At 44.2% G+C, this 13,185-nt stretch carries 13 protein-coding genes; 8 read left to right on the forward strand and 5 right to left on the reverse strand.

Annotation, left to right across the window (positions count from 1 at the left end; all coding sequences use genetic code 11):
* Positions 1 to 22: 22 nt before the first annotated feature.
* The 5 genes from rng to PR795_RS10875 form a co-directional block, all read right to left on the reverse strand.
* A complete protein-coding gene (gene rng, locus PR795_RS10855) occupies positions 23 to 1,492 on the reverse strand; it encodes a ribonuclease G (RefSeq protein ID WP_006659077.1) in 1,470 nt (489 codons plus the stop codon).
* Positions 1,489 to 2,076: a Maf family protein gene (locus PR795_RS10860; RefSeq protein ID WP_006662899.1), complete on the reverse strand. Its 588-nt coding sequence runs from the start codon at positions 2,074 to 2,076 to the stop codon at positions 1,489 to 1,491. The genes rng and PR795_RS10860 overlap by 4 nt, the downstream gene beginning before the upstream one ends.
* Positions 2,077 to 2,112: 36 nt before the next feature.
* Positions 2,113 to 2,601: a rod shape-determining protein MreD gene (gene mreD, locus PR795_RS10865; protein ID WP_006659075.1), complete on the reverse strand. Its 489-nt coding sequence runs from the start codon at positions 2,599 to 2,601 to the stop codon at positions 2,113 to 2,115.
* 45 nt (positions 2,602 to 2,646) lie between these two features.
* The gene (gene mreC / locus PR795_RS10870; RefSeq protein WP_006662898.1) at positions 2,647 to 3,624 is read right to left on the reverse strand and encodes a rod shape-determining protein MreC; all 978 of its coding nucleotides are present in this window, start codon (positions 3,622 to 3,624) and stop codon (positions 2,647 to 2,649) included.
* Between the two features lie 86 nt (positions 3,625 to 3,710).
* Positions 3,711 to 4,754: a rod shape-determining protein gene (locus tag PR795_RS10875; RefSeq protein ID WP_006662897.1), complete on the reverse strand. Its 1,044-nt coding sequence runs from the start codon at positions 4,752 to 4,754 to the stop codon at positions 3,711 to 3,713.
* 613 nt (positions 4,755 to 5,367) lie between these two features.
* Between PR795_RS10875 and acuI the strand changes: the two genes are divergently transcribed.
* From acuI to dusB, 8 genes are all read left to right on the forward strand, one after another.
* Positions 5,368 to 6,348, forward strand: coding sequence for an acrylyl-CoA reductase (NADPH) (gene acuI, locus PR795_RS10880; protein WP_006659072.1), 981 nt, complete (start codon positions 5,368 to 5,370; stop codon positions 6,346 to 6,348).
* A gap of 234 nt (positions 6,349 to 6,582) precedes the next feature.
* Positions 6,583 to 7,047, forward strand: a complete 465-nt coding sequence (aroQ, locus tag PR795_RS10885; RefSeq protein WP_181480256.1) for a type II 3-dehydroquinate dehydratase — start codon at positions 6,583 to 6,585, stop codon at positions 7,045 to 7,047.
* A gap of 18 nt (positions 7,048 to 7,065) precedes the next feature.
* Complete coding sequence (gene accB, locus PR795_RS10890; protein WP_006659070.1) at positions 7,066 to 7,536, forward strand: acetyl-CoA carboxylase biotin carboxyl carrier protein; 471 nt, start codon at positions 7,066 to 7,068, stop codon at positions 7,534 to 7,536.
* 12 nt (positions 7,537 to 7,548) lie between these two features.
* Positions 7,549 to 8,895, forward strand: a complete 1,347-nt coding sequence (gene accC / locus PR795_RS10895) for an acetyl-CoA carboxylase biotin carboxylase subunit (protein ID WP_006659069.1) — start codon at positions 7,549 to 7,551, stop codon at positions 8,893 to 8,895.
* Between the two features lie 177 nt (positions 8,896 to 9,072).
* Complete coding sequence (locus tag PR795_RS10900; protein ID WP_006662895.1) at positions 9,073 to 9,315, forward strand: YhdT family protein; 243 nt, start codon at positions 9,073 to 9,075, stop codon at positions 9,313 to 9,315.
* On the forward strand, positions 9,305 to 10,765 hold the full coding sequence (panF, locus tag PR795_RS10905) for a sodium/pantothenate symporter (RefSeq protein WP_006659066.1): 1,461 nt from the start codon (positions 9,305 to 9,307) through the stop codon (positions 10,763 to 10,765). The genes PR795_RS10900 and panF overlap by 11 nt, the downstream gene beginning before the upstream one ends.
* A 217-nt stretch (positions 10,766 to 10,982) precedes the next feature.
* Positions 10,983 to 11,867: a 50S ribosomal protein L11 methyltransferase gene (gene prmA / locus PR795_RS10910; RefSeq protein ID WP_006662894.1), complete on the forward strand. Its 885-nt coding sequence runs from the start codon at positions 10,983 to 10,985 to the stop codon at positions 11,865 to 11,867.
* 329 nt (positions 11,868 to 12,196) lie between these two features.
* Entirely contained in the window at positions 12,197 to 13,174 is a 978-nt protein-coding gene (gene dusB, locus PR795_RS10915; protein WP_006659064.1) for a tRNA dihydrouridine synthase DusB, read from the forward strand.
* The last annotated feature ends 11 nt before the right edge of the window (positions 13,175 to 13,185 follow it).

The raw sequence follows: 13,185 nt of genomic DNA on the forward strand, positions 1-13,185 counted from the left end.
AGTTTCTCCTTCAAGCAAAATGCTACATCATGACGACATCAAAGCGTTCTTGGCTATATAACGGCTCAGTCTGCACTTTAACTTGTTTCCCTACAAAGATTTCAACTTCCGCTAATGCGTGAGATTCATCTCCTGTCAGCACATCTACCACGGCTTGTGAAGCGTAAACTAAGAATCTATCTGCATCAATTGTCCGATGAACTCTGACAATTTCACGTAAAATTTCATAGCACACCGTTTCAACGGATTTTACCGTGCCACGACCTTGGCAAGTTGGGCAAGTATCACACAGGACATGCTCCAAACTTTCACGGGTTCTTTTACGCGTCATCTCCACTAATCCTAGCTGAGAGAAGCCATTAATGGTGGTTTTTACTTTATCTTTACTCAATGCTTGCTCAAGCGACGCAAGCACGCGACGGCGATGCTCCGCATCAGACATATCAATAAAATCGATGATAATAATGCCACCGAGGTTTCTTAATCGTAATTGACGCGCAATGGCTTGGGTGGCTTCGACGTTGGTATTAAAGATAGTTTCTTCTAAATTACGGTGACCAACAAACGCCCCAGTATTGATATCAATGGTGGTCATCGCCTCAGTTTGGTCGATAATCAGGTATCCCCCTGATTTTAACTCAACCTTTCTGTCCATCGCCCGCTGAATTTCATTTTCCACATCGAATAGATCAAAAATGGGCTGATTCCCTTGGTAGAGTTCAAGTTTTGCCGTCATTTCTGGCACGTATTCCGCAATAAACTCTTCAAGCTGAGAGTAAGTCAAACGAGAATCGACACGAATACGGTCTAATGATGCTCCCGCAAAATCACGAATAATTCGGTAAGCCAGTGAAAGCTCGCCGTAGATTTTAGTGCGTGTGACATTACGCTTTTTACGTTCAATCACTTTCGCCCATAAGCGCTTTAAAAATGCGGCATCTTGTTTAACATCCTCTTCTGCCACACCTTCTGCGGCGGTGCGAATGATAAACCCACCGTTTTCGTCACAATATTGAGCAACACACTCTTTTAAGCGCTCTCTTTCTTCTTCACTATCAATACGTTGAGAAACACCTACATGAGAAGCTCCCGGCATAAAAACTAAGTAGCGAGAAGGTAAAGTAATATCCGTAGTCAGACGCGCGCCTTTTGTGCCTAGCGGGTCTTTAACAACTTGAACGATTAGGTCTTGCCCTTGTTTTACCAGTTCGGCAATGTCTCTCACATGGAAATTTTTTTGCTCATCACCTGCGATACATTCAGTGTGAGGCATAATGTCAGAGGCGTGTAAAAAGGCTGCTTTATCAAGGCCAATATCAACAAAGGCCGCCTGCATACCGGGTAAAACGCGGCTCACGCGACCTTTGTAAATATTCCCTACCAGTCCTCTTTTCGCCTCTCGTTCGACATGTATTTCTTGTAAGATCCCACCATCAATGTAAGCGACGCGCGTTTCAGATGGTGTTACGTTTACTAATAGTTCCGTAGTCATGAATTCCCCTTACCATCACCTAACGCTAAAAATCGTTGTATTAATTCTTCTGTTTCGACCAATGGTAAGCCCACTACCGCATGGTAGCTACCATTGATACGTCGGATAAAACGCCCACCCAAACCTTGGATACCGTAAGCGCCCGCTTTATCCATCGGCTCACCCGATTGTATATAATCCTGTATTTCCAGCAAAGATAACTCGCGGAATGTCACATCTGTCGTAATCAATGAGGTTAACGTCTCATCCGTATTCGACACCGCAATGGCGGTCATTACCTGATGTGTTTTACCTGAAAGGTCACTGAGGATTTGCTGAGCATGGGCAGCGTCTCGTGGTTTTTCCAATATTTTACCCTCGAGAACCACTATCGTATCTGCGCCAAGAACAGGGTGATTCGCGGGTGCAATAGCCACACCTGCTCGTGATTTATCTCGCGCCAAGCGCTGCACATAGGCTTGAGGCGACTCCCCTTCTTGCCATTTTTCTTCCACTTCTGGACGCAAAATTTCAAAGGAATAACCTAAGAGTTGGACTAATTCACGTCGTCTCGGTGAACCTGATGCAAGATAAATTAAGCTCATAAATTGTTATTCCCGTTATTATTAACAGCCATAATCTTAACATACTGAAAATTGACGGCGAATCTTTCGTAACAGTAAAAATAGCCACGGCCACAGAATACCATTCACCAAACTATTCCAGAATACTTGAGGGTGGAATAAGACTTGCGAGGAAAGGAATTCAGCCCAGAAAACAGCAAGATCTTGCACCACCGTTAGCGCAACAATAATCAAGGATTGCTGCCAAAGTGCCATATTACGCAGGAGTTGGTGCTTATAAGCCACGAGATAACAAATGATGCTGAATGATAAGGCATGAACGCCCAGTGCCGAGCCTTGAATAGAATCGACGATAATCCCTAAGAGAAAGCTAGTGCCAACACTGACTCGGTGTGGTAATGCCATCACCCAGTAAATCAAAATCAACAGCAACCATGTTGGTCGATAAAACGCCAATTGTTCAGGCCAAGGCATGACCTGTAAAATCAGTGCGATAAAAAAAGATAACCAAATAATGATGCGCCCATTACCACGGTACTCATCCATTATGATCCCCTCCCATCTTCATCATACAGTCTCTCTCATCCAATCTTATGGCTGTGGCTGAGTTTGTTCTGGTTGCATGGACGATGGCAATGGCGGTCCTTGAATTTCACTCGGCGTTGGTAACACCTGCGGCAACACTTTCATTAAACGCTCATTCGCCGCTCGGTAAACATCAGATGGCTGTAACGCAGTTTTAGGATCATTTTCATTACCCCACAATAGGAGTAAATAGCGTAGACGCTGTAATTCTGCGCTTGGTCTAGCTGAAATGATGGTATATGCACGCTGAGTATCATGCTTCACCGCAGAAACCACCGCAACGGGATACCCTTCAGGGAATCGCCCGCCAAGCCCCGATGTCACTAGTACATCGCCAACGCGAATATCTGTATTTCCGGGTAATGGCTCTAACTGTAAATCATCCGCACAACCAGAACCGGCAGCGATAACGCGAATATCATTACGTAAAACTTGCACCGGTAACGCATGAGCGGTATCGCAAATTAATAAAACGCGGCTATTAAAGTTGCTGATTCCCACCACTTGCCCAACCACACCTTTATCACTAATGACAGGCTGACCTTCATAGACACCATCATTACTTCCTTTATCAATGACCACTTGATCACGATAAGGTGTGTTCGCACCTGAGATAACCTGCGTTACCATCATGTGTTCGTCTTGGCGTAATGGGGAACCTAAAAGCTCTCGCAGACGGGCGTTTTCTTGTTTCAGCTGCTCAAGCAGTAAGTTATCTGCTTTTTTTAACAATATCTCTTGGCGCAGGGCTTTATTCTCAAATTGGAGTTGATCCCGCGTTGAAAGGGTTTCAGAGATATTATCGAGGAACTGACGAGGTCCGTTAGCTAAAAAATAGAATGGGCTAACCGCCGTGTCTAAATAATTACGGATTTTATTGAAAGGCTCGAAACGATGGTCAATCACCACCAGCACCAATGCAATTATCACTGCAATAAAAATGCGTAACTGTAGGGAAGGACCTCGCCTAAAAATTGGCTTCATGTATGGCTAAGTTTCGCTAATGGTCGGAGAATAAAAAAATAGTCAAAGCAACTGGAGCTAAAACCCCCAGTTGCTTATGGCGTGATTTAGTCTTCGCTAAACAGGTCACCACCGTGCATGTCAATCATCTCTAACGCTTTACCGCCACCACGAGCAACGCAGGTTAAAGGATCTTCAGCAACGATGACCGGAATACCAGTCTCTTCCATTAATAAACGATCTAAATTACGCAGGAGAGCACCACCGCCTGTTAATACCATACCGCGCTCTGAAATATCAGACGCTAATTCTGGTGGGCACTGTTCTAACGCTAACATTACCGCGCTAACAATACCTGTTAAAGGCTCTTGTAATGCTTCTAAAATTTCGTTGGAGTTCATTTTGAATCCGCGTGGCACACCTTCTGCCAAGTTACGACCACGCACTTCAATTTCATAAACTTCATCTGTTGGGAAAGCAGAGCCGATACCATGCTTAATGCGCTCAGCCGTTGCTTCACCAATTAAGGAACCATAATTACGGCGTACATAGTTGATAATTGACTCGTCAAAACGGTCACCACCAATACGTACAGAAGAAGAGTAAACAACACCGTTCAGGGAGATAACAGCCACTTCAGTGGTGCCACCACCGATATCGACAACCATCGAACCCGTTGCTTCAGAGACAGGTAAACCCGCACCGATTGCCGCAGCCATAGGCTCTTCAATTAAAAATACTTCACGTGCGCCTGCGCTTAATGCAGATTCACGGATAGCTTTACGCTCAACTTGAGTTGCACCAACAGGGACACAGACTAAAACGCGAGGGCTTGGACGCAAGAAGCTGTTACTGTGAACTTGCTTAATAAAGTGTTGTAACATTTTTTCAGTTAAGAAAAAGTCAGCAATAACACCATCTTTCATTGGTCGAATTGCAGAAATGTTACCCGGTGTACGCCCCAGCATCTGTTTTGCTTCACCACCAACCGCCGCGACGCTTTTTGGCGAGCCTGCGCGATCCTGACGAATTGCAACTACAGAGGGTTCATTTAATTTGACGCCTTGTCCTTTGACATAAATGAGGGTATTGGCCGTACCCAAGTCAATCGACAGGTCATTAGAAAACATGCCACGAAATTTTTTAAACATAACGAAAGGATTATCCTGCAAGCTGGGGACGAATAAAAACCCGTCTACTCTACCAACCACTTGAAGCTGCCTCAAGGCGTAAATCAATCACTTCATAAATATGGTTAATTCATCTATTTTCACATACTAAAATCGTACATGCTTCTATAACAAAACGAAGCAGATAAAAACCCCGAAAATTACCCTTAATTCATACGCACATGAATCTGTTCATCATTTGCGCACAAAAAATGGACAACCTTCTGGTTGTTATATACTCCATCTTTGCGTTCTTCCCAGTGTGACAAGCGATTACGTCTACAAGTTCAAATAAAATTTTTATATTTTAATTATTGCTATACATCTAGCTTTTTAACAACAAAATAAGTGAACTTAAATGTCGCTAATTCTATTATCAACTTAAAATTAAGCTATAACGATGTCGACACGCTGATGTATTAGTCATAGTAGGACATTTTGCATGATAAAAGCCTAGTTATGCCAGAAAAAAATGCATTTTTACAAATTAATTACATAAGTAATAGTGTGAAAACCATTCTGGTGTCAATGAAAACGATTTTACCTATGTGTAAATTAAAAAAACACTTATTTAATCATAAATTAGGGGTGGGTCATGAAAGCGCTCGTTTTACAGCAACAAGACGATAAAATCGTTCCTGAAATTCATCAAGTTTCTCCAGAGTCACTACCTAAGGGTGATGTCATCATCGATATTCACTGGTCGACAATTAACTATAAAGATGCGCTCGCAATTAATGGAAAGGCGGGGGTTGTCCGTCAATATCCCATGGTCCCAGGTATTGATTTTTCAGGCATTGTTCATCACAGTGAAGATCCCCGTTTCCATATTGGTCAACATGTTTTACTCACCGGCTGGGGAGTGGGAGAAACCCATTGGGGGGGACTTGCCACCCAAGCAAAAGTCCCCGCTGATTATTTAACGCCTCTTCCTGAATCATTATCACTGAAACACGCCATGGTTATTGGTACCGCAGGATTTACCGCGATGCTCTGTGTCAACGCGCTTGAAGAGGCAGGCATTACCCCTGAAAGTGGCGACATTCTGGTCAGTGGTGCCAGTGGTGGAGTCGGAAGTATTGCCACTCAACTACTGTCTTTATTAGGCTACCACGTTGTCGCTATTTCAGGGCGAGAAGAAAATCATGACTATTTGCTGCAAATTGGCGCAAAGAGTGTGCTTCCACGCAGTGAATTTACGCATCCCGCGAAGCCATTAGATAAACAACGTTGGGCGGGTGCAATCGACACCGTTGGTGGTGACGTGCTCGCCAATATTTTAGCACAAGTGAACTATAATGGAGCTGTAGCAGCATGTGGACTTGCTGGCGGATTCACTCTACCAACAACCGTTATGCCATTCATTTTACGCAATGTTCGTCTACAAGGAGTCGATTCGGTTTACTACCCTGCAGCTAAACGCTCAAAAGTGTGGGAACGATTAGCACAACTCTTGCCTGACACGTTTTATGGACAAGTCAGCAGAGAGATATCCTTAGAAGAGTGTGTGGAATATGCAAAAAAACTCTTAAAAAATGAAGTCACTGGGCGTACCCTAGTAAACCTTCAAAATTAAATCATCAATATCCATCATTGTGCTGCCACAATGTGGATTACGGCACAATTTCTAAAATAAATTCGGGTAATTTCTCTGATAAGACCAGTATTTTGCTGCTATATGCGACGAAATAATTATAATGCTCTTCCTTGTCAGTCAAAAATCTATTTATTTTTATGATAAAAGATGACAAACCGTCAACATCGCGTTATGTTGTCGGATTATTGACATATCGTCGGAGTTAGCAACACAATGACAGAATATACTCATATTTTGCTCCTTAACGGACCGAACTTAAATATGCTAGGTTCTAGAGAACCTGAGAAATATGGAGCGCGGTCGCTTTCTGACATTGTATCGAACCTGATGCAAGAAGCAGAAAAGCTAGGGGTGAAACTGAGCCATTTTCAGTCAAATGCAGAGCATGAACTTATTGATAGAATTCATGCAGCACAAGGTAATGTTGATTATATCCTAATCAACCCGGCCGCATTCACGCATACAAGTGTTGCTCTGCGTGATGCGCTATTAGCGGTGAGTATCCCATTTATTGAGATCCACTTGTCTAATATTTATGCTAGAGAATCCTTTCGCCATCACTCCTATTTCTCCGATATATCCAGTGGAGTTATTTGTGGTCTTGGTGCTGAGGGTTACAGTTTTGCATTACAAGCCGCGGTAAACCGTGTGCAACTAATTAATTCAATCCAATTATAAGAGTACGGAATCATATCCATGGATATTCGTAAAATTAAAAAGCTGATCGAGCTTGTTGAAGAGTCTGGCATTTCTGAACTGGAAATTTCTGAAGGTGAAGAGTCAGTACGTATCAGTCGTGTATCACCAGCATCTCAAATGATGGCTGCACCTCAACAGTTCTACTCAGCACCAGTTGCTCAACAACCTGCATTAGCTAACGCGGTTGCTCCAGCACAAGAAGCAGCAGCTCCAGCAGCACCTGCGGCAGTTTCTGGTCACCAAGTTCGCTCACCAATGGTTGGTACCTTCTACCGCTCTCCAAGCCCAGAAGCAAAACCATTTGTTGAAGTTGGTCAAACAGTCAAAGTTGGCGATCCTCTTTGCATCGTTGAAGCGATGAAAATGATGAACCAAATCGAAGCAGATAAAGCTGGTGTTGTTAAAGCTATTTTGTTGCAAAACGGTGATGCAATAGAATTTGACGAGCCATTAGTTGTCATCGAATAACGAGGCGTTTCCATGCTGGAAAAAATTGTTATCGCAAACCGTGGAGAAATTGCACTGCGTATTCTGCGTGCATGTAAAGAACTCGGCATCAAAACTGTTGCGGTTCACTCCACGGCAGATAGAGATTTAAAACACGTATTGCTGGCAGACGAAACTATTTGTATTGGTCCTGCCGCATCGGCAAAAAGCTACTTGAACATCCCTGCGATCATTGCTGCGGCTGAAATCACAGGCGCACAAGCGATTCACCCAGGCTACGGTTTCCTGTCTGAAAACGCTGACTTTGCAGAGCAAGTAGAACAATCAGGCTTCATTTTTATCGGGCCAAAAGCTGAAACCATCCGCCTAATGGGTGACAAGGTTTCTGCGATTAGCGCGATGAAAAAAGCAGGCGTTCCTTGTGTACCGGGTTCTGATGGTCCATTAGGCAACGATACTGAAAAGAACAAAGCAATTGCTAAACGCATCGGCTTCCCAGTTATCATCAAAGCATCTGGTGGTGGTGGTGGTCGTGGTATGCGAGTGGTCCGTAATGAAAAAGATTTAGAATCTTCCATTAACCTGACCCGAGCAGAAGCAAAAGCTGCATTCAACAACGATATGGTTTACATGGAGAAATTCCTTGAAAACCCTCGTCACGTTGAAATCCAAGTGATGGCAGATGGTCAGGGTCATGCTATTTATTTAGCGGAACGTGACTGTTCAATGCAACGCCGCCACCAAAAAGTGGTTGAAGAAGCACCAGCGCCAGGAATTACCCCTGAAATTCGCCGTCATATCGGTGAACGCTGTGCAAATGCGTGTATTGAAATCGGTTATCGTGGCGCAGGTACTTTTGAGTTCTTATTTGAAAACGGCGAATTCTATTTCATCGAAATGAACACCCGTATTCAGGTTGAGCACCCAGTGACAGAAATGATCACCGGCGTTGACTTAATCAAAGAACAGCTGCGTGTGGCATCTGGTTTACCATTATCGGTGACTCAGGATCAAATTAATGTTCACGGTCATGCGATTGAGTGTCGTATCAACGCAGAAGACCCGCATACATTCCTGCCTAGCCCAGGTAAAATCACGCGTTTCCACTCTCCGGGTGGCTTCGGTGTTCGTTGGGAATCTCATATTTACGCAGGCTACTCTGTTCCTCCGTACTATGACTCAATGATTGGTAAATTAATTACTTATGGTGAAACTCGTGACATCGCGATTGCTCGTATGAAAAACGCGTTGAACGAATTAATCATCGATGGAATTAAAACCAACATCGAATTACAACAGATGATCATGAATGATGAAAACTTTGCCAAAGGTGGAACCAACATCCACTATTTGGAGAAAAAACTCGGTATTCAAGAATAATAAGCTGAATAGTCGATATTTTCATCATCCAAAACAAATACCGGAAAGCCTTTTTCCGGTATTTTTTTGCCTATAAATAACCAGATTATCGGTTTTATTATGCTATTTTTAACACTCCCCACTCAGATTGTCGTACAATCCCCCGATTATTTTTGTCAACATGAGGAGGAAAAACGAATGGACAAACGTTTTCTTCAATCAAACAGGGAAGCTCGTTGGGCGTTATATCTGACGATTGCCTATTTGCTAGGTTGGTTACTCTGCGCCTATCTACCCAGTAATACTCTTGGTGTTACAGGACTACCGTTGTGGTTTGAGTGGTCATGTCTGATTCTCCCTATCATCTTTATTGTGCTATGTATCATGATGGTAAAACTCGTATTCAAAGATATCCCTCTGGAGGAGAAAGATGCAGACTGAAGTACTTCTGCCCCTAGTTGGCTATCTGCTCCTCGTTTTTCTCCTTTCGCTCTACGCTTATAAAAAACGCACGAAAGGCGAGTTTCTTAACGAGTATTTCCTCGGCAATCGCTCTATGGGCGGCTTTGTCTTAGCAATGACGATCACGGCGACCTATATCAGCGCCAGTTCCTTCATTGGGGGACCCGGAGCCGCCTACAAATATGGATTAGGCTGGGTACTCCTTGCCATGATCCAACTGCCTGCCATTTGGCTATCTTTGGGTGTACTTGGCAAAAAATTCGCAATCCTCGCACGACGCTATAATGCCGTTACCCTTAACGACATGCTGTACGCCCGCTACCAAAGCCGTTTTTTAGTTTGGTTTGCAAGTGTCAGTTTATTAGTCGCGTTCTTTGGCGCAATGACCGTGCAATTTATCGGCGGTGCTCGATTACTTGAAACTGCGGCAGGCATTCCCTACACATACGGACTACTCATTTTTGGTGTCTCTATCGCACTGTATACCGCTATCGGTGGTTTTCGGGCGAGCGTCCTTAACGATGCCTTGCAAGGGCTCGTCATGCTATTAGGTACCGTCATCCTGCTGGTTGCAATTATCTATCACGCGGGAGGTTTGCCGGCTGCCATAGAAAAAATGCATGCCATCGATCCTAAACTGGTTTCACCAGAAGGTGCTGACGATATTCTCAGTGGTCCCTTCCTCGCATCATTTTGGGTATTAGTGTGCTTTGGTGTGATTGGTTTACCACACACCGCCGTACGTTGTATCTCTTATAAAGACAGTAAAGCCGTCCATAAGGGAATCATTATTGGGACGATTGTGATGGCTATCTTGATGTTTGGTATGCACTTTGCTGGCGCCTTAGGGCGTGCGGTGTTACCTGATTTAACCATCCCAGACCAAGTTATTCCTACCCTAATGGTACAGGTGCTTCCTCCGTTCGCGGCGGGAATTTTCCTTGCGGCGCCAATGGCAGCCATTATGTCCACCATTAACGCCCAATTACTGCAATCTTCGGCGACGATCGTGAAAGATATCTACCTCAATGCAGCTCCTCAACAGATTAAGAATGAGAAAAAGTTAGCACGAATCTCCAGCTTCTCAACCTTGATTTTAGGCGCGTTACTGCTGATTGCAGCATGGAATCCACCACAAATGATTATCTGGTTGAACTTGCTAGCTTTTGGTGGGTTAGAGGCCGTATTCCTGTGGCCGCTGGTTCTTGGACTTTATTGGGAAAAAGCCAATGGTACTGGGGCGCTAAGTGGAATGATTGTGGGTGGAGTCTGTTACGCTATTTTTGCGTCATTTAAGATTGAAATTATGGGCTTTCACGCGATTGTCCCATCGCTGATCCTCAGCTTAATTGCCTTTTTGATCGGTAATCTTTTTGGCAAAAATCCAGTACAATCGGCACCAAACGAACAGGTAACTAGCACTCATTGATTTTGGCTTTACCTAATGTAAATGAACAAATGCAATGTTCTCAATATTGACGTGAAACATAGCAAACCATTTTAGTGCTCTAAATAATTCGCGTCATAGCTAGGCGGCAAACGAGCTAATCCCTAGGAGCATACACAAGTATGTGACTAGGGTTAGCGAGCGCTGCCAACAACGCTATGGCGTGAAGAATGACGAGCATCCTAGAAGAGAAAAAACAATGCCTTGGATACAAATCAGACTAAACTCAAACGCAAAAGATGCAGAAGCGCTTGGCGATGAATTAATGGAAACGGGATCAGTCTCTGTCACATTTCAAGATAGCCATGATACCCCTGTTTTCGAACCACTGCCGGGGGAAACTCGCCTTTGGGGAGATACTGACGTCATTGGCTTGTATGACGCTGAAACTGACATGAAACTGGTGATCGCCCAGTTAGAAAATAGCCCACTGTTAGCACCTGGCTTTGTTCATAAAATCGAACAAATTGAAGACAAAGATTGGGAACGTGAATGGATGGATAACTTCCACCCAATGCGTTTCGGTCAACGCTTATGGATCTGCCCAAGCTGGCGTGATGTGCCCGATCCAACCGCGGTGAATGTTATGTTAGATCCAGGATTGGCATTCGGTACGGGCACCCACCCAACAACCTCTTTATGCTTAGAGTGGCTAGACGGATTAGATCTTGAAGGTAAAACAGTAATCGACTTCGGTTGCGGATCTGGGATCTTAGCTATTGCTGCATTGAAATTAGGTGCCGCACACGCTATTGGGATCGACATCGATCCACAAGCTATCCTTGCTAGCCGCGATAATGCAGAGCGTAACGGCGTCTCAGAGCGTTTGTCGCTCTATTTACCGAAAGACCAACCCCAAGACCTTCAAGCAGATGTCGTCGTTGCTAACATCCTTGCAGGTCCATTACGTGAGCTTGCACCAATGATCAGTGTATTACCTCGAGTCGGGGGTCATTTAGGTCTCTCTGGCGTGTTAGCGAGTCAAGCTGAAAGCGTGGCTGACGCGTATCGTGCAGACTTCAATATTGACCCAGTTGCAGAGAAAGATGAATGGTGCCGAATCACTGGTGTCAAGCATTTTTAATGGGTTTGCGGTAAAAATTGAAGAATAATTTCTTTGAAATTAATTGCAGAATGGATTATCTTACAGCTCAAATATTGCTCAATAGCTGGTGATAATCTGTTCTGCTCGAGAGATGAGTCTCGGATATTCTCTGTAATCGTTATTTTTAGTGCTCGTTGTTAAAAAACACCTAACAACCTGTTAAATAACACTAATTTTATTATTTCTTAAAAAGCAAGATAAAAAAGTTAGTGATAAATAACCGTTTGCTCAAAGTTTGTCCTTTCATATCTCGTAAAAAATGCGTAATATACGCGCCCTTGCAGTCACAGTATGGCCCCCATTTAGTTATGCGAATCGGACAATATCAGTTGAGAAACTGTCTTATTGCTGCCCCCATGGCAGGCATCACAGATAAGCCGTTTAGGTCTCTGTGTTATGCAATGGGTGCTGGAATGACAGTATCGGAGATGCTTTCTTCCAACCCACAAGTTTGGAAGACAGATAAGTCGAGACTCAGGATGGTTCACCGCGATGAACTCGGGGTGCGTTCTGTTCAAATAGCTGGCAATGATCCCGATGAAATGGCCGCAGCAGCTCAAATTAACGTTGAGAGCGGCGCTCAAATCATTGATATCAATATGGGCTGTCCAGCTAAGAAAGTGAATCGTAAGCTTGCAGGCTCAGCCTTGCTACGTTATCCGGAGATTGTGAAATCAATCCTAGAAACCGTTGTAAACGCTGTGGATGTGCCAGTCACACTAAAAATCCGCACAGGCTGGTCACCTGAAGAGCGTAACTGCATAGAGATTGCCCAATTGGCCGAAGATTGTGGTATTCAAGCCTTGACCATTCATGGCAGAACCAGAGCCTGTCTGTTCAACGGCGAAGCTGAGTATGACAACATTCGGGCAGTTAAGCAGACTGTTTCCATTCCGGTTATTGCCAATGGCGACATTACTGACCCGCTAAAAGCCAGGGCTGTTTTAGACTACACAGGGGCGGATGCCTTGATGGTAGGTAGAGCAGCTCAGGGAAGACCTTGGATCTTTCGGGAAATCCAACATTATCTGGACACAGGTGAGATATTGCCACCGATGCCAATGGCAGAAGTGAAAAGCATTATGCTAGGGCATGTACGGGAACTGCACGACTTTTATGGTCAAGGCAAGGGAGCCCGTATAGCGCGCAAACATGTTTCTTGGTATTTACAAGAGCATGCACCTGATGACCAGTTTCGGCGCTCCTTCAACGCCATTGAGGATGCCAGCGAACAGCTGGAGGTGTTGGAAGCATTTTTTGAAAATTTTTGCGTAAATAAAAGATAAGAGCTGACAGA

It is taken from the genome of Providencia sp. PROV209, from assembly GCF_028479485.1.
GTDB classification, from domain to species: Bacteria; Pseudomonadota; Gammaproteobacteria; order Enterobacterales; family Enterobacteriaceae; genus Providencia; species Providencia alcalifaciens.